General features: G+C 40.9%; 19 protein-coding genes. 13 read left to right on the forward strand and 6 right to left on the reverse strand.

Annotated features, from left to right (window positions below; translation table 11 throughout):
* Positions 1 to 13: 13 nt before the first annotated feature.
* Both PSF42_RS17675 and PSF42_RS17680 read right to left on the reverse strand, forming a co-directional pair.
* On the reverse strand, positions 14 to 910 hold the full coding sequence (locus tag PSF42_RS17675) for a hypothetical protein (protein ID WP_125893985.1): 897 nt from the start codon (positions 908 to 910) through the stop codon (positions 14 to 16).
* 166 nt (positions 911 to 1076) lie between these two features.
* On the reverse strand, positions 1077 to 2003 hold the full coding sequence (locus tag PSF42_RS17680; protein WP_125893983.1) for a LysR family transcriptional regulator: 927 nt from the start codon (positions 2001 to 2003) through the stop codon (positions 1077 to 1079).
* Between the two features lie 144 nt (positions 2004 to 2147).
* On the opposite strand from PSF42_RS17680, the gene PSF42_RS17685 reads away from it, so the two are divergent.
* Together PSF42_RS17685 and PSF42_RS17690 are read left to right on the forward strand one after the other, a co-directional pair.
* Complete coding sequence (locus PSF42_RS17685; RefSeq protein WP_272680455.1) at positions 2148 to 3923, forward strand: adenine deaminase; 1776 nt, start codon at positions 2148 to 2150, stop codon at positions 3921 to 3923.
* A gap of 41 nt (positions 3924 to 3964) precedes the next feature.
* Complete coding sequence (locus PSF42_RS17690; RefSeq protein ID WP_125893979.1) at positions 3965 to 5308, forward strand: NCS2 family permease; 1344 nt, start codon at positions 3965 to 3967, stop codon at positions 5306 to 5308.
* Positions 5309 to 5366: 58 nt separating this feature from the next.
* Here the strand turns inward: PSF42_RS17690 and PSF42_RS17695 are convergent, their stop codons facing one another.
* Positions 5367 to 5771 carry a RidA family protein gene (locus tag PSF42_RS17695; RefSeq protein WP_272680456.1) on the reverse strand — a complete coding sequence of 135 codons (405 nt, stop codon included), beginning with the start codon at positions 5769 to 5771 and terminating at the stop codon, positions 5367 to 5369.
* Between the two features lie 127 nt (positions 5772 to 5898).
* Complete coding sequence (locus tag PSF42_RS17700) at positions 5899 to 6663, reverse strand: aminoglycoside adenylyltransferase domain-containing protein (RefSeq protein ID WP_272680457.1); 765 nt, start codon at positions 6661 to 6663, stop codon at positions 5899 to 5901.
* A 661-nt stretch (positions 6664 to 7324) separates the two neighbouring features.
* On the opposite strand from PSF42_RS17700, the gene gltS reads away from it, so the two are divergent.
* The 5 genes from gltS (at position 7325) to PSF42_RS17725 (ending at position 13193) form a co-directional block, all read left to right on the forward strand.
* Entirely contained in the window at positions 7325 to 8530 is a 1206-nt protein-coding gene (gltS, locus tag PSF42_RS17705; protein ID WP_213914297.1) for a sodium/glutamate symporter, read from the forward strand.
* 211 nt (positions 8531 to 8741) lie between these two features.
* Positions 8742 to 9614, forward strand: coding sequence for a LysR family transcriptional regulator (locus PSF42_RS17710; protein ID WP_125893971.1), 873 nt, complete (start codon positions 8742 to 8744; stop codon positions 9612 to 9614).
* A 92-nt stretch (positions 9615 to 9706) separates the two neighbouring features.
* Positions 9707 to 10948: a D-amino acid dehydrogenase gene (locus PSF42_RS17715; protein ID WP_248466896.1), complete on the forward strand. Its 1242-nt coding sequence runs from the start codon at positions 9707 to 9709 to the stop codon at positions 10946 to 10948.
* A gap of 2 nt (positions 10949 to 10950) precedes the next feature.
* Positions 10951 to 11304 (forward strand): RidA family protein, encoded by a 354-nt coding sequence (locus PSF42_RS17720; RefSeq protein ID WP_272680458.1) that lies wholly within the window; start codon positions 10951 to 10953, stop codon positions 11302 to 11304.
* Positions 11305 to 11531: 227 nt separating this feature from the next.
* Positions 11532 to 13193, forward strand: coding sequence for an alpha-keto acid decarboxylase family protein (locus PSF42_RS17725; protein ID WP_272680459.1), 1662 nt, complete (start codon positions 11532 to 11534; stop codon positions 13191 to 13193).
* 76 nt (positions 13194 to 13269) lie between these two features.
* Here PSF42_RS17725 and PSF42_RS17730 read toward each other — a convergent pair whose 3' ends face one another.
* Both PSF42_RS17730 and PSF42_RS17735 read right to left on the reverse strand, forming a co-directional pair.
* Positions 13270 to 14280, reverse strand: coding sequence for an XdhC family protein (locus PSF42_RS17730; RefSeq protein WP_272680460.1), 1011 nt, complete (start codon positions 14278 to 14280; stop codon positions 13270 to 13272).
* Positions 14281 to 14289: 9 nt separating this feature from the next.
* On the reverse strand, positions 14290 to 14853 hold the full coding sequence (locus tag PSF42_RS17735; RefSeq protein ID WP_213914302.1) for a nucleotidyltransferase family protein: 564 nt from the start codon (positions 14851 to 14853) through the stop codon (positions 14290 to 14292).
* A 195-nt stretch (positions 14854 to 15048) separates the two neighbouring features.
* On the opposite strand from PSF42_RS17735, the gene PSF42_RS17740 reads away from it, so the two are divergent.
* The 6 genes from PSF42_RS17740 (at position 15049) to PSF42_RS17765 (ending at position 24863) form a co-directional block, all read left to right on the forward strand.
* Entirely contained in the window at positions 15049 to 17844 is a 2796-nt protein-coding gene (locus PSF42_RS17740) for a xanthine dehydrogenase family protein molybdopterin-binding subunit (RefSeq protein ID WP_272680461.1), read from the forward strand.
* On the forward strand, positions 17841 to 18392 hold the full coding sequence (locus tag PSF42_RS17745; protein WP_272680462.1) for a (2Fe-2S)-binding protein: 552 nt from the start codon (positions 17841 to 17843) through the stop codon (positions 18390 to 18392). Before PSF42_RS17740 ends, PSF42_RS17745 begins: the two co-directional genes overlap by 4 nt.
* Positions 18389 to 19624 carry a c-type cytochrome gene (locus PSF42_RS17750; protein ID WP_125893957.1) on the forward strand — a complete coding sequence of 412 codons (1236 nt, stop codon included), beginning with the start codon at positions 18389 to 18391 and terminating at the stop codon, positions 19622 to 19624. Before PSF42_RS17745 ends, PSF42_RS17750 begins: the two co-directional genes overlap by 4 nt.
* A gap of 426 nt (positions 19625 to 20050) precedes the next feature.
* Positions 20051 to 22969 carry a xanthine dehydrogenase family protein molybdopterin-binding subunit gene (locus tag PSF42_RS17755; RefSeq protein ID WP_272680463.1) on the forward strand — a complete coding sequence of 973 codons (2919 nt, stop codon included), beginning with the start codon at positions 20051 to 20053 and terminating at the stop codon, positions 22967 to 22969.
* A complete protein-coding gene (locus PSF42_RS17760; protein ID WP_272680464.1) occupies positions 22966 to 23532 on the forward strand; it encodes a (2Fe-2S)-binding protein in 567 nt (188 codons plus the stop codon). The genes PSF42_RS17755 and PSF42_RS17760 overlap by 4 nt, the downstream gene beginning before the upstream one ends.
* Before the next feature lie 11 nt (positions 23533 to 23543).
* A complete protein-coding gene (locus PSF42_RS17765; RefSeq protein ID WP_272680465.1) occupies positions 23544 to 24863 on the forward strand; it encodes a cytochrome c in 1320 nt (439 codons plus the stop codon).
* The last annotated feature ends 87 nt before the right edge of the window (positions 24864 to 24950 follow it).

Consider the following 24950-nt stretch of genomic DNA (forward strand, 5'->3'; position numbering starts at 1 on the left):
TACATCTATGCCATTACTCTCTTAACCAAATACCATTTTCTCTTACTACATTAATTTCTTGAATAAAATGATTATACTTTCTATTTTCTGCAACAGAATTTGATGCAGCGCTTCGAGCCTGCTCCTGAACTAATTCTGTGATAGCATGGTGGAATTCTTGGTTTAATTCTTTATGAATATTCACATCATCGGTATTTTTTAACTGTGTAACTAACTGAATTAATTTTTCGGCCTTTACCTGTACATCCTCATTATCAAAAGTAACTGTTGGGATTCCGTACATAAATACCACATTGATAGAATCTGTAGCTTCATGATTAGCAGGATCCGGCAATAAATTTTGTCCGTATTCATTATCTAAATAGACAATTAATTCATGTTTATCAAAACACTTGGATTTAATATTTCCATCTAACTTATCATCATAAAGTGTAATTGAATCAGGAAAGTTTTCGCCAATCGGATAGCTACACCTAAATATATTTCCATCAATAAGCGTTGCATTAGAGCTGTGAACCGGTAGCTCAAGCTCATGTCCATTAATCGTAATGGGGTAACTCGCAGGTTTAAACCTATCTTCTTTGCCATCAATGGCATAAACTTCAGACAATGTGTAATAAACAAAATTATTTGGGTTAATAATACCGCCAGAGTTATTTTCAAAAACAAAAAAATCTGTCACATGACCTTCATCACTTTTTAACTGGTGTAACCCACTAGAAAGTAAAACTACCCCTTTATCATCGGGTAAAACGTCATAATCTTTACCATCTAGCGTAAACGTAATAGTGTTTTCACTTGGATTACTATAATAAAACTTGCCTTTACCACTTAAAAGATCCATATCATCACAAGCAGAAAGCAACATAACTGCAAAGACAAAACAGCTATATTTTAGTATAGTATTCATAGTGTTATTCCAAAACTTTTTAAAATTAATTTATTAACTAAAAACACCAGAGCTATCCATGATGCTCTTTAACATATTATTGTCGGTATTAGAAACCATTATTCAGTTATTCGAATAAAATAACTTTACGATAAATGCGATAATAACCAAACCTAGTGGATATATCTCATACGTTATTTTCACGCAATACTTTTAGCAATACCTGAAAAACCTCATTCATTAATGGTGTCGTTTGCTGGCTATTGCGAATTAAAGCGACTGTGCGCGTTAACTCAGGTTGTTGTAATTGCAAAACTTTCAATTCAGGGTCACGTAAATGTACAGTATAAAGCTGAGGTAAAATAGCAATCGCTAATTTCGAACGAACTAAGCCATATAAGGTTTCAATATAATCTACTTGATAACGAATATTTAATTTTAGTCGGTGACTTTCCACCGTAGCAGCAACTAAACGTTGAATATTTCCTTTCGAAAATACGGCAATATCACGATTATTTAGCAATTTCCACGGTAAGTGAAACGCATTAACAGATACAGGGTCATCATGATGAATAACGGCAACAAAAGGGTCATCCTGCAATGGAAAGATATTTAAATTTTGAGGCACTGAGCTATCTAACACACCAATGCCAAAATCAATTTCATGATTGATAAGCTTTTCCACCAAAGCGTCATTCGTTTGGTCATAAAATTCAATATTAAGCCTCGGAAAATATTGAGTTAATAATTCAGGTACTGCTGGAAATAGCAAAGAACTTACGGAAGGAACTAACCCAATACGTAATGTACCATCCCCTCCCTCTACGATGATTTTCTGAATTTCACTAAATGCACGGTGAGAAACACTCAGAATTTGCTGCGCATATGGCAAAATTGCAGCGCCTAGCTCCGTTAATGTTACGGATGAAGCGGTGCGATTAATTAACTTTCCTCCAATAACCGTTTCTATTTGCCGCAAAGCACTACTCAAAGCAGGTTGGCTCACCGCTAGACGATTTGCTGTCTCGGTAAAATGACGCAGTTTTGCTAATGTTACAAAATACTGCAGTTGTTTGAGCGTGAGTGCTGGCAGTCTCTGCCAAGGTTCTATCATAATAATGTACTTTTATTTTTATTGGGTTAGCCAATATATCTGTTCATTATAACCATTTCTTATCGCATGATAAATTTTATCATCTTGGCAAACGTTTGCGTTACTCATAAAGTAACAGTCATAAACTGTAGCAATGGTAACTTTATGTGCATAACAAAACAAAATAGGCGTCATGTCATTCAATCCGCTAAAGGTGAAAAACCTTTTGACCTTTTACTTGCTAATGCCAATATTGTCGATATGGTCACAGGTGAAGTTCGCCTTGCAGATATCGGGATAACCGGCAACCTAATTGCTAGCGTTCATCCTACAGGAACTCGTACTGATGCAAATGAAACCCATGATTTATCTGGCTATTTCATTTCACCCGGCTTAATAGACACTCACGTCCATTTAGAGAGCTCACACTTACCTCCTGTTCGTTATGCAGAAATAGTTCTAGCTCAAGGAACAACAGCTGTTTTTTGGGACCCTCATGAACTTGCCAATGTATTAGGTTTAGAAGGTGTACGTTATGCTATTGATTCTAGCCGAAATTTGCCGCTAGATGTTATGGTTGCAGCCCCTTCATCAGTGCCATCAACACCTGGCTTAGAAATGTCTGGTGCGGATTTTGCTGGGAATGAAATGTCAACCATGCTGAGTTGGCCGGAAGTCCGCGGTGTGGCTGAAGTTATGGATATGTTTGGTGTGCTCCATGGCAGTGATAGAATGGAAGAAATTTTAAATGCAGGAATTACATCAGGCAAACTTATAGAAGGCCATGCAAGAGGTTTAAAAGGGGCTGATCTCCAAGCTTATCTGGCAGCTGGTGTCACCTCTGATCATGAATTAACTTCGGCTGAAGATGCCCTTGAAAAGCTGCGTGCAGGTCTTACGTTAGAAATTCGAGGCTCACATCCTTATCTCCTTCCCGATATTGTTGCCGCATTAAAATCTTTACCTCATTTATCATCACAAATTACGGTATGCACAGATGATGTCCCGCCCGACATGTTGATTGAAAAAGGAGGAATTATTGCGTTGCTAAACCTTTTAATCGAGCATGGAATGCCGGCAACTGACGTACTGCGCTTTGCCACATTCAATGCGGCAATACGCCTACAACGCCATGACCTTGGCCTGATTGCAGCGGGGAGAAAAGCAAATTTAGTCATTTTCGATTCATTGGAAATATTAAGAGCACAAGCTGTGTATGTATCAGGACAAAAAATTGCAGAAAACAACCAACTTATTAATACGTTAAGTATCCCTGATAATATTTTACCACCACGCGATACCATGCGACTTTCGCCAATAACCCCAAATGATTGCACATTAAAAATTGATGGAATCAATAATGGTAGCGCGCGTTTACGTCACATTCGTGGAGCACGCTTTACCCAGTGGGGAGAAATTGACGTACAAATCAAAAATAGCGTGGTACAACTGCCGAATAATTTCAGTCTTATTCGAGTTCAGCACCGTCACGGCCGCCACGATGCTTTACCTCAAATAGCCTTACTTGAGGGCTGGGGGGAATTACGCGGAGCCATTGCAACTAGCTATTCGCACGATTCACATAACCTCGTTGTGCTTGGTCGTGATCCTGATGATATGGCCACTGCCGCTAATTTATTAATCGAAAGTGGTGGAGGTATGGCGTTAGTACAAAATGGCAAGGTTTTAGCTCATGTCGCTATGCCAATTGCCGGTATGTTATCTGATTTACCCGCAACTGAACTAGCCGCTCAATTTCGTCAATTACGTGAATTAAGTAGTCAAATCGCAGATTGGGAGCCGCCATATCGAGTCTTTAAAGCCATTGAAGGAACTTGTCTTGCATGCAATGCGGGACCGCATTTAACTGATTTAGGATTAACTGATGGAACAACGCGTCAAATCGTTAACGCAATCATCCATACTGTTAAGCACGCTTAGAAAACTATAAATATCAAAAATAATAATAGGAGAGCCAATTAATGGCTGACAATTCAATAGATAAGCCAACATCAGGGAGTTGGCTGGAAAGATGCTTTGCTTTACGTGAGCGTGGAAGTTCAGTGAAAACAGAGTGTTTAGCCGGAATTACTGGTTTTTTAGCCGCGGCTTACCTTCTTGTGGTGATCCCCGGTTTACTTGCCGCTGGAGGGATGGATAAAGGCGCAGCAACCACTGGAACGATTATTGTCTTCGTTATTGCCAGTTTATTAATGGCATTCTACGCAAACTTACCCTTTATTGTTGGCCCTGGTATCGGAGGTTCTGTTCTTGTCGGTATTACTCTTGCAGGCAGTGAAGGTATTGACTGGCAAATAGGGCTAGGCATTGCTTGTTGGTCAGGGATCTTATTTTTTCTATTAACTAAATTTGGCTTGCGTGAAGTCGTTACACGCTCTGTCCCTCAATCAATTAAACTCGGATTAACTGCATCAATTGGTCTTTTCGTTGCCGTTTTAGGCTTTCGAAATGCAGGATTAGTCCTCGCTAACCCAAAAACAAATGCATTAATGCTTGGTGATTTCCTTTCTCCTGGAGCGTTAGTCGCACTCGCAGGCTTTTTCATTGCCATTGCTCTACAAGCTCGCAAAATACCAGGCGGAATTTTATGGGCAATTTTATTTGCCACCCTTTTGGGTATTCCATTTGGCGTCACAAAATTACCTGAAAGTTTTATTGGTATTCCACATTCTGTTGCCCCTGTCTTAGGCCATGTTGATTTAATTGGCGCACTAAATATCGCGTTTCTCCCTTTCTTATTTGTCTTTTTTGCCGCTGAATTTTTTTCAACGATGGGAACAACATTAGCCGTTGGCGGAGAAGCCGGTTTATTAGATAAAGAAGGTAATATGCCAAATATTAACCGCCCTTTTATCGTTGATTCTATTGCTGCTGCATTAGGCCCGTGGGTAGGTATTCCTGCGGCAACTGCACTCATTGAGTCCTCCGCTGCCGCAGAAGCTGGGGGTAAAACAGGTATGACCGCCCTTGCTGCTGCCTTTATGTTTTTATTAATGCTGTTATTTACGCCTATCGCATTAATGATCCCAGCCCAAGCCACAGCTCCAGCGCTCATTTTAATTGGACTAAATATGTTTAGTGGCTTACGAAAAGTGGACTTAGGCAATTTTACTGATGGCTTACCAGTATTAATGATGGTGATGATTACATTAATCGCTAATAGTTTTGGTACGGGTATTGCGGGTGGGCTGTTATTTTATATTTTAATCAAAGCGGTTGCAGGCAAATGGAGAGAAATTCCAATAAGCTTGTGGATCCTTGCAGTGCCTCTTATTTATTATTTCTCAACATTAGTAAAACACTAATACCACGAGTGCCAGAAAAGCCGATACTTCCACTGTCGGCTTTTCTATTCTAATAAATTTAGTTCAAAACTGCATGAGCTTCTATTTCTATTAACCATTCTGGCAAGGAAAGCCCTGAAACAATAACCCAAGAAGATGCAGGAGGCATATTTGGAAATTTTTCTTTTAATGCCCGCGCAATATCAGCTTGTTCCTCATGGCTGTTAAAGCCCTCTTTGATATAAATACGTAGCATAGCCACATGAGATAAATCGCTACCGGCCTCATGCAGTACATGTTCAATATTCATTAATGATTGCACGGTTTGTTCGTAAATTCCGCCAGCAACCGTTTCTTCCACAGCATTCACACCAACCTGACCCGATAGAAATAATTGTCGGGTTCCCGTTGTTTCTACGGCTTGGCTAAAGCCATACTGCAAAGAATTAAAGACAGATGCTGGATTTATCGATTTTTTAGTCATTTTTGTTCCATCGTGAATAAAACAGTAAGGCAGTATAAGACTTTCACTTTTCAATTCATTAAAGATCAGGCAAACGTTATTTGATTGGTATTAAAAAAGCATCAAAAGACACACTGGCTATGTGCATCTAAGAATAAACACGAATACGCTCAGCTAAATAGTTCGCACACAAGGTGACTTCCACCTGTTGATTTTCCCAATCAACAGAAATACCAGTTAAATAGGCCTTTTTCGCTACCAGTAACACTGAGGCCAATTCCACTGGCATGAGTTCTATTGCCCAAATGGCAGCCTCATCCTTTGATATAAATAGTCCCGTTTCCATGGTGTACCACATGCGTGCTAATGTCAGTAAAACATTACGCTCATCACCTTTTAGAGATAACTCTAAATTAGGGAGTGAATCTAACATAGCTCGGCGAATATCGTGCAGGCCAACAATAGGTAAGCCGTATATTTCCTTGTGCCATAAACTTACTGCTTCTTGTGACGCTTGGGCTAACATTAATGTGAATTCAGGGTCTTGAGTTTGTCCTTCAAATACCCCTTGCTCGTACTCTGTACGTAACCACTCTCCATAAATTAATTCACATTTTGCAGGATAAGAAAGCATGTTTAATTCACTTGTTAAGAATACAACAATTTCCAGTGGTCGCCGGCCTTTTGGATCAATCGGATATAAGCCAGAAATATCCATTAAATCTCGTACAAGTTGTTCACGGCAAAAATCAGTCACGGGGCTATCAATCACCACAAGTAAATCAATATCACTCATTGGCCGTAACCCACTAGAAACAGAGGAACCGTGTAGATAAACTGCAATTAATGAATCAGAAAAATGTTTTCGCAGAATAACCAATGCTTGTTCTGCTTGGGGGGGAGTCACCATCATATCGCTCCTATCATATTTAATGATACTAATACTATTATAAATAGTAATTTATATAAAATTAAAACCAAATCAATGACTTATTTTTATGACACAAATGAAATGGTTAAAAACCAAGCTATAATATTTAAATAGAATTACACTATTATTTTAATGAATAATATTCGCATTCATTCTACTGAGGTTAAAAGCAATTAATCGTTCAGATACTGAGCCCAAATGACATGTCCAAGACATCAATTTTCATTTGAATTATTAAATAAACTAAAAGCTCATTCTGCATCATGCAGCATTACTCCTCTTCTTCTACAATTGCTAAGCGTCTTACATGCGACACATCACACTTCTCATCATTCATATTGAATACGGCTTTATAACCACGAGATAAAACCAGTGCAAATATTAATCACCACATAAATGATACCCAAATACACACCAAACAGAAAAAACCATAATTAACAACCAGTTAAATTAAAAATAAATAATTTACTACGGGATTTAATGACTCGACAAATGAAAAAATAAGAATGTCGCAGTTAACTAAAAGTTATAGATACCCAAACAAAACTCATTGTTAAACAAAAGTTACGCAAAGTAATTTAATTTATCGCTAATGTTAAATAACAACGGTGAAAGTTCTGGTAAACTAACTTGAGGTAAAATAATGATCCTAGATGCCAGCTACACTTTATTAGTCGCTTGTTTGGCGCTATTGATTGGTATGTTTGTTGTAAAATACACTCCTTTCCTACAAAAAAACCATATTCCTGAAGCCGTTGTTGGCGGTTTTATTGTTGCTATCATTCTATTAATTGTCGATAAAACAGCTGGATACTCATTTACTTTTGATGCTTCACTACAAAGCATTTTAATGATTACGTTCTTTTCATCAATTGGATTGAGCTCAGATTTTTCGCGTTTAATAAAAGGCGGTAAGCCACTTGTCTTATTAACTATTGCGGTGACTATCTTAATTACGATTCAAAATACCGTTGGTATGGGAATGGCAGTCATGCTTAACGAAAGTCCATTTATTGGTTTAATTGCAGGCTCAATCACACTTACGGGTGGTCACGGCAACGCAGGAGCTTGGGGACCAATACTGGCTGATAAATATGGTGTGACAGGTGCCGTTGAATTAGCCATGGCATGTGCAACCTTAGGTTTAGTACTCGGTGGGTTAATTGGCGGCCCTGTTGCTCGTCATTTATTAAAAAAAGTTTCAATCCCTAAAAGCACTGAGCTCGAAAAAGAAACAATCGTCGAAGCTTTCGAACAACCAAGTGTTAAACGAAAAATTAATGCCAATAATGTTATTGAAACCATCTCAATGCTGATTATCTGTATTGTTGTCGGTGGCTATATTAGTGAGTTTTTTAAAGATACTGTCATGCAATTACCAACCTTTGTTTGGTGCTTATTTGTCGGTATTATTATTCGTAACGTCTTAACCCATGTATTTAAGCATGAAGTTTTTGAACCAACTGTTGATGTTTTAGGTAGCGTTGCCTTGTCATTATTCTTAGCAATGGCGCTAATGTCCTTAAAATTCGGTCAGCTAGCCAGTATGGCAGGCCCTGTTCTAATTATTATTGCCGTACAAACCGTGGTTATGGTTCTATTTGCAACGTTTATTACCTTTAGAATGATGGGCAAAGATTATGATGCAGTTGTTATTAGTGCTGGGCACTGTGGGTTTGGAATGGGAGCAACACCAACCGCAATAGCAAATATGCAAACAGTCACTAAAGCATTTAGTCCTTCTCATAAAGCCTTCTTAGTGGTACCAATGGTCGGTGCATTTATTGTCGATATTTCAAATAGTATCTTAATTAAAATCTTTCTCGAAATTGGTACGTACTTTACCTAGCGCACAATCATAAAGGCCAGGCTATAACCTATGTATATAGCCTGGCCTTCGCTTTTTTATCTCTTTTTAATTTATACCGCCAAATTTCCTTCACCATTTTCAGTTCAAAATGAAGAGTTATTCAGATTAATTGGTATTAATTCGGTAGAATATGCGAATTAATACCAACAGTTGGTTTCTGTGAGTAAAGGCAAATAATAGGTTTCTGAAAATGAAATTAAGGCATCTCGATATTTTTTATGCGGTCATGACTTGTGGCTCTCTAACTCGTGCAGCGGAGGTTTTACATATCTCACAACCTGCGGCAAGTAAGGCCTTAAAACATGCAGAACAACAACTTGGCTTAGTCTTATTCCAGAGAATAAGAGGAAAATTAATTCCGACTGCTGAGGCAAACCTACTATTTGAGGAAGCCAAAGAAGTTTATCATAATTTAGATAGGCTCAGAATTTTAGCGCAAAATTTATCACGTGATCCACAAGGTAAATTAGCCATTGGTTGCTTACCTAGCTTAGGGCTGAACTTAGTACCTGAAGTAACCGCGCAATTTATAAAAAAACATCCCAATATCAAACTCACGATCGGTACACATCATACAACGGATATTCTGCAGCTATTAACCCAACAAGATCTCGATATTGGTATTGGCTTTAATCTTGAAATTGAAGGGGGGATTACTGTTCTCCCCATTGCGGATATCCCATTGGTTTATGTGGATAGCAAATTACCACTACACTCCCCAGTGTCCCTCACTGATATCGACCAAGAGCGTTGGATCCACCCTGGGTCTGATTCCTTATCTCAGCTATTACAAAAACGTCATGAGTTTGCAGAGTCAAATATTAGTGTGCACACCTACCATATGGCAGCAGAATTTGTCCAAGCTGGATTAGGCTGCAGTATTACCGATATTTTTTCAGCCGAGCACACATTACCTGAATCGATGATTTATCCATTACAGGAAGGTTTACACCTTGCCGTATCTGTTTTTCATCGAGCTGATAAGCCATTAACCAAAGCCGCACAGAATTATGTTAACACCTTGGCATCCACACTCGAAAAAAGAAATAAAGTAGTTAACTAAAAGTTATACTCTGGTAATGAAAACTCAATTGTTTAGTTAGCTTATTCACCGTTAAATAATAACATCTTGGTTTTTATAGGTTACGGATTATTATGACTAAACATGTGGTGGTTATTGGCGCAGGTGTTATTGGTTTAAGCACCGCCTATGCATTAATTAAAGCAGGCCAAACCGTAACATTAGTTGAATCAGATACCGATGTCGGTATGCAAACCAGTTTTGCTAACGGTGGGCAGCTCAGCTATCGCTATGTATCTCCCCTTGCTGATGCAGGTGTTCCTTTACAAGGCTTACGCTGGATGGGAAAAAGTGACTCACCTTTAAATTTAAAAATAATGCCTTCATTACAACAATGGTCTTGGCTAGCGCAATTCACATTAGCTTGTAACCGTAAAACCAATAAAGTTAATGGTGCCCATCTTTTACGTTTATCACTCCTGAGCCAAGAAATAATGAATAAATGGCGTAGCAATGGTGATATCGCTGATTTTGCTTGGGAGAAATCAGGGAAATTAATTATCCACCGTGATAATAAAAGTTTCCAAAAAGCCAGTGAAACGGTTAATAAACAATTTCAAAAAGTATTAACGCCCGCTGAAATTGTTGAACTAGAGCCTTCTTTAAAAAATATACAGTCTCAGCTAGTAGGTGCAATATATGCCCCTGATGATGAGAGCGCTGATTGTTATTTATTCTGTAAAAATCTACTGCAATATTTACTCACACAACCTAAATTTAAACTTTGTTTGCAGCACAGTGTTAAATCTTTCATTACACAAAATAACGAAATCACTGGAATAGCGACTCACCAGGGAACGATCCAAGCTGACGATTTTATTGTTTGTGCAGGAAATGGCAGCCGCGAATTATTAAAACCACTGAATATTAATGCTCCTATTTTAGGGTTAAAAGGGTATAGCCTCAGTGTTGAATACCCACAAACTGAGCATATTGTTCCGAAAATTAACGTTACCGATTACGCCAATAAAATTGTCTATGCCAAACTGAATGACCAACTACGCATTGCTGCAATGGTTGATATTGGCTATGACAATCAAGGTTTACGTGAAAATAGAATACAAGCACTCAAAAATATTATAAAAAATACCTTCCCTGAATTACCCCAAATTAACGATGCTGAAAGTTGGTGTGGCTTACGCCCCTCAACACCAAAAGGCCCTCCTCTATTAGGAAAAACTGCCTATAAAAATTTATGGCTTAATATTGGACACGGTAGTTTAGGGTTTACTCTTGCCGCAGGCAGCGCGGAAATATTAACCCAGCTGATAACAGAACAAACATCCCCCATTTCTTTAACTGGATTAACGAGGTAATCATGTCCATCAAACGTAACAACCCGAAACCACGATTAGCAGACAGCGTTGAATATGCAGGGGTAGTTTATTTATCAGGGCAAGTACCTAATGACCTAACCGGTGACATAACTCAACAAACATTTGAGGTTTTAGCGAAAATTGATGCTTTACTTGCTGCAAGCGACAGTAATAAAACTCGAATTCTATCTGCTCAAGTTTGGATTAAAGATATGGCAAGGGATTTTTCAGCGTTTAACGCTGTATGGGAAGAATGGATGCCCGTTGAAAACAGCCCAGCCCGCGCTGCTGTTGAAGCTAATATGGCTCGAGACCAAGTGCTTGTTGAAATAATGGTAACAGCCGCTAAATTTTAATATTACATTTAATAATAGCAGTGAGGTCTTATAATAAAAATCTACTGCTTTTATTCGTTCTTTTTTAATTCATCCTATCAAATAGTCCCTCACTATATTTTAATTTAACAAATATACTCAATCCTATTACGAAGAATAATATTTTATTATTTCTCTCATTAACTAGTATTATTTTTATAAACATAAAAATCACAAGACTGTTATTAATTAATAATTGGAGAAATAAAATGAACGAAACTGTGATTGAATATATTTTATCTAAACTATATGACTTAGGAATTGAAGATATTTTTGGTGTACCAGGTGATTATTCCTTTCCTATTAATGATACGGTTTGTACAACGCCTTATTTACGTTGGGTTGGTAACTGCAATGAGCTCAATGCAGCCTATGCCGCCGATGGGTATGCAAGAATAAAAGGAATGGCCGCATTATCAACAACATTTGGTGTTGGCGAGCTAAGTGCGCTAAATGCAATAGCGGGCTCTTTTGCAGAAAGATTACCAATATTTCACTTAGTCGGGATGCCTCCAAGCCAATCACAGCAAAACCAACGCATTGCTCATCACACATTAGGAAATGGAAACTATGATGCATTTTATAAAATGAGCCAGCATATTGTCTGTGCTCATGCCATCATTACCCCTGAAAACTGTATTGAAGAGACTGAACGGTTAATCGTATGCGCCTTACATGAACGCCGACCAGTTTATTTTGGATTACCTGCTGATTATGCAATGCAGCCTATTATCAAACAAACTAATACATCCTTATCATTTGCCCCCAAAAGCTGTTTAAAAACGTTAAAAACGACAGTTAATCTGATAATTAATAAATTAATTAATAGCAAACAAGCCTGCCTATTAGCTGGCTCTATCTCTTTACGTTTAGGGTTAGAAAAAAATTTACAAGACCTTATTGAACATACCCAAATTCCCTATACAACCCTCTTTATGGATAAGAGCGTGTTAGATGAAACTAACACACAATATATGGGAATGTATGCAGGTGATTTTATCAATCCACAAGTGACTTCATTTGTAGAAAGTTGTGATTGTATTTTAAATTTCGGCACAATTATGTCAGATTTTAATACGGCTTGTTATACCTCAAATATTAAAGCTGAAAACATCATCCATATTATGGATAACTACGTAATTATAGATGACCAATGCTACAATAATATTTATATGAAGGATATTCTTCTAGCCTTAAAGAATAATTTAATATCTCCTACTCATTATCCTTTTAGTCAAAATTCATTCCCAAGAGCACAATCACTTGGGGAGCCAATAGTTTCAGCCACAAAAGAAATAACGGAAACATTCTTATACCCTCGATTAGAAAAAATGCTCAAACCTAACGATATGATATTTGGTGATATAGGCACATTCACCATGGGCTTAGCATTTGCACTTTTACCTAAAGGGGCGTCTTTTCAAACGCAATCTTTATGGGGATCAATTGGTTGGGCGACGCCTGCCGCATTAGGTGCAGCCTTAGCATCTCCCTCTCGTCGTATTATTTTAATAACCGGTGAAGGTGCTCATCAATTAACTATGCAAGAAATTAGTCAATTTTCACGATTTGGATTAAAACCCATTATTTTTGTTCTAAATAACGATGGCTACCTTATCGAGCGACTATTTTGTCGAGAACCTGAATATTATTATAACGATGTTGCTAAATGGAATTATGCACAGCTACCTTCGGCACTTGGGTGTGATGATTGGTATTGTAAAAAAGTAACAACCTGCGAGGAACTCAATGACACCTTACTGCATATTGAAACTCTGGAGACCGCAGCTTACATTGAAATAATTACCGATCGGTATGATGCATCAAAATATTTGGTTAAAATGGGAGAAGCGATTACCTCCATATATTAACTACATTATTTGTAGTTAGCTCCGCCATCTAAAATGGCGTGAGCTATTAGAAATAAAATTACGTTATATTAAATAGTTAATTTATGCCCATCAATTTTTTCGTTTTATATGCAGTCTCTGATGAGGTCACGCCATTTTTATAAGCAACGATGTCGGCCATTATCGCTAAAGCAATTTCAGGTGGTGTTTTGCTACCTATCGGAATACCAATGGGGGCATGAATACGCTTTATTTCCTCTTCCGTCATCCCACCAGATGCTATAAGACGTTCACGACGACGAGCACTCGTTCTTACTGATCCCATTGCACCAATGTAAAAAGCCTCTGTATTAACCGACTCCATCAGAGTTAAATCATCAATTCGGGGATCATGGGTTAAGGAAACAATGGCAGTATTTGGAGAACAACCTTGTTCTTCTAAATAGCGGGCGGGAAATAAAGAAACAACCTCAACTTGGGGTGGAATTTGTGGTGCAAAACGCGCTATTTCGTCTTCTCGGTGATCGCAAATAATGACCTCAAAACCCAATGTTAAGGCAAAATTAGCGCAATAGGCTCCGACAGTAGAAATTCCTGCGATAATTAACCGAGGAGGAGCTGCAATATATAACTGAATTTTATCGCCATCACGCGCTATCTGTGTTGGTTGCTCTGATTTATTAGCTATATGAATTTCACCGCTCTGCGGCAAAGTGACTTTCTTGATAATGGCCGAATAACCCAATAGCGCATTGTGGATCTCAACAAGGTAATGAAGCGATTTTTCATTATTGGGTAAATATTCGATCAAAACATCTAAGCTGCCATCACAGGGCAAGTTGACTTTAGTTTCAATCCCACCTCTCCCATAACGAACAACTTGGCTGTGACTAACATAGTCAATATTTTTGATTCGTTGAATAAAATCTTCCTCAATACAACCACCTGATAAAGAACCAACATACTGACCATCTGCCTTTGCAACAAGAAGTGAACCCGGGCTACGAGGGGAAGAACCATATGTACTTAGCACCGTACACAACCATATAGGCTCTTTTTTTATCCAAGAAAGGGCTTGAGAGATAACAAAAACATCTTCACGCAACATATTCGTTCCTTAATCGTTATCAACACTCGGATAATCAATATCTTTTACAACATTTTCGTCATTTATGTTTAATTGATAAACAAGGTTGCGACGTAATATTGATTTCGCACCATCATCACCTACTAGATTAATTAATTCCGTATAATACTTCGCAGATATTCCCACCGGATGGCCTGGTAAACCATTATATACTGGCCTGACTAATGTATGGTGTTTTAATTTATTCGCTACACGGGTAAATAAATGACTATTGATATATGGCATATCCGCCAAATGAATTATCCACCCATCTAAATTTGAAGTGTTTTTAACACCAAATGCGATTGATTCACCTAGCCCATTACTATTTATCAACGAGTATGGAATATTAAATTGTAAACAATTATTAATAACACCTTCATTCTCAGGCCGTGTCACTACATGCACAGGAAGCTCACTATCGATTGAATTTAATAGTGTTTTCTCAAAAACTGTATTTTTTTCAAGCATGAAATTCAATTTACTTCCTGTACCTCCAGCATTTTGAAAACGTTCACTTTTTCCTGCTGCCAATATTAAAATACCAATATTCATAGTTTTTATTTTAAATCGATATACTGATTGCGTATCCCATAAATAAAGTATATTCAGTAAGATCACAAGAACTACTTATCATTAATTTGAAAATTATTAAGAGAGGTATAATATAAATGTGACACGAGTAATTTTTTCGATGTGACTATAAAAATAAAAATACCGATGTAATAATAATAAGTGTAAGGGTGTATTATGAGCAAAAGCAATGTCGAACTCTCCCGCAGACACTTTCTAAAATGTGCCGTTATAGCGGGAATATCTGTTTATTTAGCCCCTTTGTATAGCCGTGCTTTTGATGTGCTATTCGAAGAAAAAATCCTTCAATCTCCTGACTGGAACCCGGTCGACAAGCAAATCAAATTTCGTATTGATGGGTTTGCCAAAGTCCAAGGGGAAAAAGTCTTCGCCAGAGACATCCGTGCACGAGATATCCCTCACTGGCCAAAACAGCAAGGTCATGCATTTTTACTCCGCGTGACTCAAGCCGATAAAATTTACCAAGGCTTTAACCTTGATCGACTAAAAAATGGCCTGATGCCTGACCGCATCGTAACCGCAAGTGACTTAGAAAAAGATGGCGTTGCTTTTCCTGAATTTTATGGTGATGATTTATTGCTTCCAGAAGGGAAAACTCCCGCTTACCTTGGCCAAGCCGTCGCATTATTGATTTATCATGATTTTGCTAAATTCCGTTTTGCCAAAGAAACCTTAAAATTCCGTGACGATGTTATCCAATACGGCGCAGTAACTGGCCCATTAGAACGAGACCCATGGGGAACCTACCGTGGCGTGCGAATTGGCAATGAAAATCCTTATGAGCCAGATATTTATTCAAGCCTAAAAGATATGCCAATCTCCCCTATTGGCATGAAAAAGCACTTACCCGTTTGGCCTGAAGGTCGCGAAGGCGGAAAATTAGATCAACAAGGCATGCTATATGCTGATGAGCTCGCTAAACAACTGGAAAACCCACCGGAAGACTGGTTAGTGCTCAAACGAAAATACTTTTCTCAATCCATTGATACTGCTGCCTTAGAGCCTGATAACGCTAACGGTTGGTACGACGCCAAAACACAGTCATTCCATCTTGTTATTCCGACACAGTCCCCTCAGGAAGTTGCGGAATCATTACCAGAGATGTTGGCAAAATCGCATTTCCCAATTAAACAAATTTTCCTACACCCTTGTTTTACCGTTGGTTATGGTTCTAAAGACCACACTCCATTCCCCTATTATGGTGCGATGGCAACATTATATGGGGACGGAGTTCCTATTCGTCTAGCTAATGACCGTTATGAACAATTTCAATCCACCATCAAACGCCATGCTTTCGATATGGATTACACCTTAGCGGTTAATAAAAAAACACATAAAATTGAAGCCCTTTCAGCTTCTTTTATTGGTGACGGCGGTGGTCGCTGTAATTTTACGCCTTCCGTTGTTATGGTCGGGGCTACAGGTGCCCAAGCTATCTATTATATTCCCCGCAGTGATTTATCAGCAGTCGGTATTGCATCAAGAGCGGTCGATGCGGGTTCAGCTCGCGGTTATGGTACTTTACAAGCCATGGCAGCAACCGATATGTTAATGGAAGAAGCCGCAAAGCTCCTCAAAGCTGACCCCATCGAGTTCCGTCTTAAAAATATCATCAAATCTGGGATGAAGAATACCCAAGGGGCAATTCCTGGCGGCGCAATTCGTGCCGATGAAGTGTTAACCCGCTGTGCTGCGCACCCAATCTGGACTGACAGAGCAAAACGTAAAGCTGACTTCGAAGCAAAAAATAGCGGTAAACTATTCGGTACAGGGATTTCTTGTGTGCAAAAAGACTTCGGAACAGGCGCGGAATCCTCCTTTGCTCGCGTAGAACTTACCCCCGAGGGTAAAATTGCCATTTACCATAGTGGTGCAGAAATTGGTACAGGTATGTCTACGTCCCAATCGGTGGTTTGCGCTAAATGGTTAGGAAAGCCTGCGGAACAAGCTCACTTTTCCGTTGTTGATTGGTCAATTTTACCGATGATCTCAACAGGTAACCCATTTGCTATGTCACAAGATGAGCAAAACCACTTAGCACAAAACCCATTATGGACACCGAACTACTGCTCACCTGCGAGTGCCAGTAATTCCGCCTATTATTTCACCCATAGCACCGAAGCGGCAGCGCGTCTTATATTCGAACATGGGTTATGGCCAGCGGCTATGTCAATTTGGCAAGAAGGCATTGGTGGCGGGCAAGCTGCTCCTCTCGTTGTTCGCCGTGAGGATGCTCGTTGGGTTGCTGAAGGCTTAACCGCTGATGGGCTTGAGGTGCTTAGCTTACCGCGCTTAATTGAACGCACTTTTGCAATGGGCGGGGTAACTGGCGCAGTGTGCCACGTATTTAACCGCTGGCAATGGGCTGAAGCCGATTTTCCTATTCAGGGTGAAACCCGCCGTTTACCGATTGATGGGCTATCGCTACGATTTGCCGATAAAGAATACCAAGTTTGCCACCGCGAAAAAGCGTATTACCCTGATACACAAAGAAATAATGCCGGAGTCACTTACTACAGTGCCGTCGCTACCGTTAGCGAACTATCCATTGATAAAGCGACTGGGCAAGTCGAATTGCTGAATCACCATAGCGTGGTGGAGTGCGGTAATCTTATCGTTCCACAACTGGTTTCAGGGCAAATTCAAGGTGGATTAGCAATGGGTATCGGCCATGCGCTCCATGAATATTTACCTCTCTACGAAGATGGCCCCGGTAATGGGACATGGAACTTCAACCGTTATCATCTCCCGCTTGCCAGTGACGTTGCTGTTTGGCAACAAACCAACGAAGTCTTACCCGGACTTTCGGACACTGACCCGCCGAAAGGCGTTGCTGAGGTTGTTATGATCCCGGTGGTTTCATCCATCGTCAATGCCATTGCAGATGCAACTGGTCATCATTTCTTGCATTTGCCTGTACGCGCAAAAGACATTTTAGAGGTAATATCATGAGCCTAAATTTCCTTCCCCTTACCTTAACCATTAATGGCCAACAGTATGGACCAATGGACGTGCCTGAAGGCCTCATGATGATCGACTTTCTTCATGAATATGTTGACCTAACAGGTTCTCGACTAGGCTGTGGTCAAGGCATCTGCCATGCTTGCGTTGTTATCTTAGATAATCCATCCGGTACTAGCGAAGAGATCCGTACCTGCATTACTGGCGCACATTTTTTCAATAATAAAAGCATTCGAACTATCGAAGGGGCTGCCACCAAAGAAGAAAACGGGGAGGTAAAATTATCCCCAGTTCAACAAGCTTTTGTTGAGCATTTCAGTTTTCAGTGTGGCTACTGTACCCCAGGTTTTGTAAATGCAGCGACTGTATTTATTGAAGAACTTCAGCGAAACCCGATTGCAGAAGCAGACTTAGAAGAGGCTATCAAACAAGCTCTAAATAACCATATTTGCCGTTGTACGGGCTATGTCCGCTATTATGAAGCGGTACGCGATGTGGTTCTGGCGACTCCTGGTCTTATCAAGGAGGCAATAAAATGATCAAACGAATTATTTTATGGTTGATAGCCATCGCTATCATCGTTTGGGCGGTGCTCTACTGGTATGAAAGCCGTACCTTAGATGGCCCGGTACAAAAAGTCACCGCGACGCCTCAAGAAATTGAGCGAGGTCGTTATCTCACATTGGCCGGTGACTGCGCTGCGTGCCACACCAGTGCTGATGGCGCACCATTAGCCGGTGGTTTTCCACTCGATACCCCATTTGGTACCATCTACAGCAGTAACTTAACGCCCTCAGCTGACTTTGGTATCGGCCGCTGGACAAAAGATGATTTTTATAAAGCACTGACCCAAGGAATTTCACCGCCGAGTAAAAATCTTTATCCGGCAATGCCTTATACCTCTTACAAAGGGATCACTCGTGAAGATTCTGACGCTATTTACAGTTATTTGATGAGTCAACCCGCTGTTGATGTCGCGCCACCTGAAAATTCATTGCCATTCCCACTAAACCAACGTATGGCTATGATTGGCTGGAATTTATTGTTTTTTAACGATAAACCACTCCCCGATAGCTCACAAGGTAGCTCCTCTGAATGGCTACGTGGCCGGTATTTAGTTAATGTATTAGAGCATTGTGCCGAATGCCATACCCCAAGAGGGAAATTGGGTGAAATGGATTTGGATAACTTTATGAAAGGCGGTGCATTAGGCCGTTTTATGGCGCCAGATATTACCCCGAAAGCGCTTGCAGAACGAGGATGGACAAAAGAAGATTTACAGCAGTTTTTCATGACTGGGCTCACGCCGCAAGGTTCCGCCTACAGTGATATGCACCCTGTAATTTATCTGAGTTCACAACATTTAACTCCAGAAGATAATAGTGCCATAGCCACCTATTTAATGGGCGATAACCCACCAGCCACTTCACCATTAAGAATGGGGGAAGGTAACGCACAAGGCCGCCAAATTTATTTAGAAACCTGCTCCGGCTGCCACTCCTATGATGGTAGCGGCAAACCGAATGTGGCGGTGGCCATGAAAGGGAATTCAACATTACGTGATGCGGATAGCACTAACCTAATTAACGCTATTTTAGATGGTTTGCCTGAACAACCGTTTCCTAATAACCAAAACATGCAAAGCATGCCGGGGTTTGCTAATAAGCTAAATGACCAACAAATTAGCGAGTTAGTGAACTTCCTTCGCGTTCAATGGGGAGGACAGCCTGCCGATGTCACCCCTGAGCAGATTAAATCTTTACGTCAATAATGACAAAAAATGAACTATCGGGCTTGTTTGTATTTAACGAGCCCAATAGTTTTCTATTTAATAACCGAATACAAATATACTTTATATAATTAAATGCATATTGATTTAATTATTCATTAATAAGAATTGATGTCATTTACATAAATTATATTCTAATAAAGCTCAGTTATTTTATTCAACACTGTCATATTAAGATGACTCCAACAATATTATTCACTTTGTTTTATAAATCCCCTTATTGATTCTTGATATATCATTATAGATACCCATAATATTTGTGTAACTTACTGAGCTATCTGATATTAGCCATCGAATTGTGAGCTAATTTAATCGAAATAAAACAACCTTATAGTACATGGCTAAAAAGTATTATTTATCTCCATTGTTCATAATAAAAACCCTAAAAATATAATCAGGGAGCACACCATGTCGGGACATATTTCTAGACGCAATTTCATCAAACTAGGCACTATTGCGGGTATTGCAGTGATGGTCGGCAAACTCCCTTTTGCGATAGCAATGGAGCTCGATTCTGACTCTCCATCAACGGATTGGATTGGTCAAAACGGTAAAGCACGTTTTCGTTGGGATGGCGTTGAAAAAGTCACTGGGCGTAAAAACTTTGCTCGTGATTACCGCGCTAAAGACATCCCCGGCTGGCCCAAAAAACAAAGCTATGCCTTTATGTTAAAAGCGACAGAGGCAGATAAAACCTTTGAAGGCATTGATATTTCAATGTTAGGGCCAAATCTACAACCTGATAAGGTTGTTTTACAAGAAGACCTTATCCGTGATGGCTTAAATATCCCTCAAGACACCAGTATGGGGAAAGGCTTCTATGGCACCAATATTTTAGTGCCCCTAGGAGATACCCCACCGATTATTGGCCACCCTGTTGCTATCTTGATTTATCATGATTTCGATAAATACAGTGCGGCACAGCGGATGTTACGCTTTGCCACAAACACCGTAAAATACGGAACGGTGACAGGGCCAAAACCGCCTGCTAACTACGGTGCAGCACGGTACGTGCGTATCGGTGGTGACACCCCACTATCGCCTTCTATTTTTTCTCCTTATCAAGATTCAGGAATTAAAGGTGGGTTTGATGGCAATACCCCTATTTGGCCACCTTATGACCCCAAACACGCCATTTCTATTCCACCCGTCATCCGTAAAGATCGTGGTGGCGGCTTTATTCAAGCCCTGCATCAGGCAGAAAAGAGCCCTGATAAACAAGAAAAAGCGATGGACTACGCACGGCAAATTGAGCAAGAAATCGCAGCCGCTCGCCAGAACCCTGATAAGTTTGTGATTGAACGCCATGGTTTTTCACAATCCATCGACCCTTGCGCGATGGAGCCTGATAACTGTAATACTTGGTATGACGCACAAACCAAAACGCTGCATATCTTAACCGCAACGCAATCTCCTGCGGGTGTCGTCAATGCTGCTGCTGAGCTATCTAAACACAACAAATATTTTTCCGTCGAAAACATTGTGTTATTAACCGGTTCTACTGTTGGTTACGGCTCAAAAGACTATTCAGTTTTTCCGTTCTATTCGATGGTTGCTAGTTTCTACGCTGATGGCTTGCCTGTTCGCATGGCAAATGACCGCTATGAACAATTCCAAATGGGGATGAAACGCCACTCCATTGAGATGGATGTCACCATTATTGGTGATAAAAAAACCGGTAAATTTGATGTCTTAAAAGGTACTTACAACTGTAATGGTGGAGGCCGTGAAAACCTCTCCGTTGCCGTATCCCACGTTGCGGTACGTGGTGCCCAATCTATTTATTATTTCCCTAAATCAGACCTCACTGCTCTCGCCATGGCCACTCCGGCTGTCGAAGCGGGCTCAATGCGTGGCTTTGGTTCCTTGCAATCGATGGCTGTCACTGAATTGATGGTCGATGAAATCGCTCACAACCTCAATATTGACCCAATCGAACTACGCCGTCGTAATGCCATTTTAGAAGGTTATCCGAATACACAAGGCGGTGTTATCGCCGGTGACCCTCGCAATGTCGAAATGTTAAACCTCGCGGAAAAACACCCGATTTGGGTCGAACGTGAGAAAAACAAAGCCGATTATGAAGCGAAAAACCCCGGTAAGCTATACGGTGTTGGATTCGCACAAGTGCAGCAAGTTTATGGCTCTAGTGGCGTCCCAACCATTCTTTCCCTCGAATTTGATATCAATGGCAAACTAACAATGCGCCATTGTATGCAAGAGATTGGTACCGGTGGTACAACCGCACAGCAAGTGATGGTGTGGCAAGCACTCAGCAAAGCCCCTGATGTGGTTGAGTTTGGTGTAACGGAATTTGAAGAACTCCCACTCAAAACCAGTTGGGCAGATCAGAAAAAACAAGACGAGTTGTCCAAAACGGATCCCTATTGGACGCCGGCTCTGATCCCTGACATGAGTTCATCGAGCGGTGTTTATTACATTGGGTTCGGCACGCGCCAAGCTGGCCATTTTTTATTGGAAAATACCCTCTGGCCTGCGGCCAAAAGTATTTGGAGTGAAGGCCCCGGCGGCGGTGCGTTCAACGGCCTAAATGTCGAGTTTGCGGATATTCGTGTCGGCCCAGAAGGTATTGGCGGTGGCGGAATGAAGCCCATTCCTTTTGACATTTTAGCCAAAAGAGCCCATGAGATGGGGCTCATCACCGGGGTTGCTGTTCACGGCTATTCCAGCTGGCAGTGGGCTCGCGCAGAGTTCGATATCCCAACTGTGGGCTTAAAAAATCTGCCTCTTGATGCGATATCCGTTCGTTATGGCGAGGGTGCGCCACAAGAGCTGAAAAAACAGATGACAACTGGCGGTTACCATTTTATTAAACGTAAAATTGCCTATTACCCACCCACACAACGCGCAAAAGCAGCCCCCACAACGGTTACACCCGCTTCTTGCCTAGTCGAGCTCAACGTCAACACGATGACGGGTGAGGTCGATATCATGCGCCACCATATGATTATGGATCCCGGTACGATGATTGTCCCTGAATTGGTTTCAGGCCAAATTCAAGGGGGTACCGCGATGGGTATCGGCCATGCATTGATGGAAGAATTACCACTGTATGAAAATGGACCAGGTAATGGGACATGGAACTTTAATCGTTATGTCCTACCGCGCGCAAAAGATGTGGCAGTTTGGCAGCAAACCATTGATTACTTACCACCTCTCTCAGAAACTTCGCCACCAAAAGGCATGGCTGAACTGGGGATGATCCCAATCTTACCTGCGACGAGCAATGCATTAACCCATGCAACAGGCAAGCGTTTCTATGAATTCCCTATTACGGTAGATAAAATTAAAAAGGCACTCTCATGAAAATCAACAATGCCGTTCCGATTATTGAGCGCAAGCCACTAACACTGACCATTAACGGCCAAAAAATTGGTCCTATTGATGTCCCTGTTGGGATGCCAATGATTGAGTTTCTACATGAATACCTAGACCTCACTGGCACCCACTTTGGTTGCGGACAAGGGATCTGCCATGCTTGCACCATTATGGAAATCCAGCCCGATGGCACAACGGTTGAAAGCCGCACCTGTATCTTTGGTGCCCATTATTTCAACAATAAAAATATTGTCACCATCGAAGGGCAAGCCAAACTGGATGAACAAGGCAAAGTTGTTGAATTAACGCCAATTCAACAAGCTTTTATCGAAAACTTTTCGTTCCAATGCGGTTATTGTGCGCCCGGTTTTGTCACGGGCGCGACGGTATTTATTGATAAACTGAAGAAAAATCCAGTGAAACGTGACCAACTCGAACATGCGATTGAAGAAGCCCTCAATGAGCATATTTGCCGTTGTACAGGTTATGTACGCTACTATGAAGCTGTGAGGAAAGTCGCTCTCGACACTCCTGGCTGCGTGATCGACTAGGGGGAAACATCATGGCTAAATCCAGCTCTCTACGTAAAAGCATTTATATTATTATCTTATTATTCATAATATTAATGCTTGCGATCCTGTTTGGCGCTTTTCGTACCTCCAGTATCGGCCCTGATTTAGATAAACCGCTGACCTCAGAAGAAGTCGCCAAGTTACTGCCTAGAGGGCAAGAACTGGCAACCGCTGGGGATTGCTTTGGTTGCCACTCATTACCTGAAGGCCCATTGGCTGCGGGTGGTCGTGCTATCGGAACCCCTTTCGGTACCATTTACTCCACAAATATCACGCCTGATAAGCAATTTGGTATCGGTAACTATACCCGTGCTGATTTCCATCGTGCTTTAAAAGACGGAATTGGCAAAGAGAGAGGTAATCTCTACCCTGCGATGCCGTTTGTATTTACCCATATGACCACATCGGAAGATATTGATGCCCTGTATGCTTATGTGATGTCACTTCCACCAATGGCGGTGCCAAACAAAGAAAATACCGGGGTATTTGTCCTACCCGTTCGCCCATTTATGAACTTCTGGACTTTGCTCAACTTTCCTAAACAAAATGCGCCCCATGACCCGCAACGCTCTGCCGAGTGGAACCGTGGTGCGTATATTGTCGAAGGTTTGGCACACTGCGGTGCTTGCCACTCACCACGTAACCTAATGATGGGCGTCGAGTTTTCACGGTCACTTCAAGGGGGTGAAGAAGCCGGTTTAGCGATCCCTGATATCACGGCCGAAGCGCTTTCTAAGCATGGGTACGATACCGCCTCCTTGAGCCAGTTTTTACTGACAGGTAATGCCCCGCAAGGCTCTGCATTTGCAGATATGAGCACAGTGACTCATTTTTCGACTAGTCAGATGAAAAAAAGCGATGTTGATGACATGGCGATTTATTTGATGACCGATAAACACGGAAAAATACTCGGAGCCAAAGCCCCACCAGCGCCATTACCGGAGGCAAACTCACCAGAAGTGGGTGATGTCAGTCAAATCATGGAAACCGGTCGCTTGATGTATATGTCTACCTGCGCAGGTTGCCACGGGATCACCGGAGAAGGTGTGCCAAATGGTATTCCAGCGTTGAAAGGTAATGCCATCCTAGCCATGGACAGCCCTGAAACCTTTATCAGTGTGGTATTAACCGGTATTCCAACCACCACCTTCCCGAATGGGCAGCGTATGTATGCCATGCCAAGTTTTGCCGATGATTTAACGCCTCAAGAAATGGCAGATTTAATTTCATGGGCACGTGCTGAGTGGGGAGGACAAGGTAAACCCGTCACCGCCGAACAAGTTGAAAAACTGAAAAAGGCGGCTCAGTAACTAAAATACTCCTCGGCGACTTATATTAGCTCAAAGAGGGGTATTCATAATAACGACATAAGATATGACTAAAAAGCCCTTACTAAA

Source organism: Providencia sp. PROV032 (assembly GCF_028484875.1).
Taxonomy (GTDB): domain Bacteria; phylum Pseudomonadota; class Gammaproteobacteria; order Enterobacterales; family Enterobacteriaceae; genus Providencia; species Providencia rettgeri_E.

Coding starts and splice junctions, on each gene's coding strand:
- PSF42_RS17735 (WP_213914302.1), bottom strand. CDS start 14,853: ATGAATATTGGTATTTTAATATTGGCAGCAGGAAAAAGTGAACGTTTT.
- PSF42_RS17725 (WP_272680459.1), top strand. CDS start 11,532: ATGAACGAAACTGTGATTGAATATATTTTATCTAAACTATATGACTTA.
- PSF42_RS17690 (WP_125893979.1), top strand. CDS start 3,965: ATGGCTGACAATTCAATAGATAAGCCAACATCAGGGAGTTGGCTGGAA.
- PSF42_RS17680 (WP_125893983.1), bottom strand. CDS start 2,003: ATGATAGAACCTTGGCAGAGACTGCCAGCACTCACGCTCAAACAACTG.
- PSF42_RS17740 (WP_272680461.1), top strand. CDS start 15,049: ATGAGCAAAAGCAATGTCGAACTCTCCCGCAGACACTTTCTAAAATGT.
- PSF42_RS17760 (WP_272680464.1), top strand. CDS start 22,966: ATGAAAATCAACAATGCCGTTCCGATTATTGAGCGCAAGCCACTAACA.
- PSF42_RS17730 (WP_272680460.1), bottom strand. CDS start 14,280: ATGTTGCGTGAAGATGTTTTTGTTATCTCTCAAGCCCTTTCTTGGATA.
- PSF42_RS17765 (WP_272680465.1), top strand. CDS start 23,544: ATGGCTAAATCCAGCTCTCTACGTAAAAGCATTTATATTATTATCTTA.
- gltS (WP_213914297.1), top strand. CDS start 7,325: ATGATCCTAGATGCCAGCTACACTTTATTAGTCGCTTGTTTGGCGCTA.
- PSF42_RS17675 (WP_125893985.1), bottom strand. CDS start 910: ATGAATACTATACTAAAATATAGCTGTTTTGTCTTTGCAGTTATGTTG.
- PSF42_RS17750 (WP_125893957.1), top strand. CDS start 18,389: ATGATCAAACGAATTATTTTATGGTTGATAGCCATCGCTATCATCGTT.
- PSF42_RS17745 (WP_272680462.1), top strand. CDS start 17,841: ATGAGCCTAAATTTCCTTCCCCTTACCTTAACCATTAATGGCCAACAG.
- PSF42_RS17720 (WP_272680458.1), top strand. CDS start 10,951: ATGTCCATCAAACGTAACAACCCGAAACCACGATTAGCAGACAGCGTT.
- PSF42_RS17710 (WP_125893971.1), top strand. CDS start 8,742: ATGAAATTAAGGCATCTCGATATTTTTTATGCGGTCATGACTTGTGGC.
- PSF42_RS17695 (WP_272680456.1), bottom strand. CDS start 5,771: ATGACTAAAAAATCGATAAATCCAGCATCTGTCTTTAATTCTTTGCAG.
- PSF42_RS17715 (WP_248466896.1), top strand. CDS start 9,707: ATGACTAAACATGTGGTGGTTATTGGCGCAGGTGTTATTGGTTTAAGC.
- PSF42_RS17685 (WP_272680455.1), top strand. CDS start 2,148: ATGTGCATAACAAAACAAAATAGGCGTCATGTCATTCAATCCGCTAAA.
- PSF42_RS17700 (WP_272680457.1), bottom strand. CDS start 6,663: ATGATGGTGACTCCCCCCCAAGCAGAACAAGCATTGGTTATTCTGCGA.
- PSF42_RS17755 (WP_272680463.1), top strand. CDS start 20,051: ATGTCGGGACATATTTCTAGACGCAATTTCATCAAACTAGGCACTATT.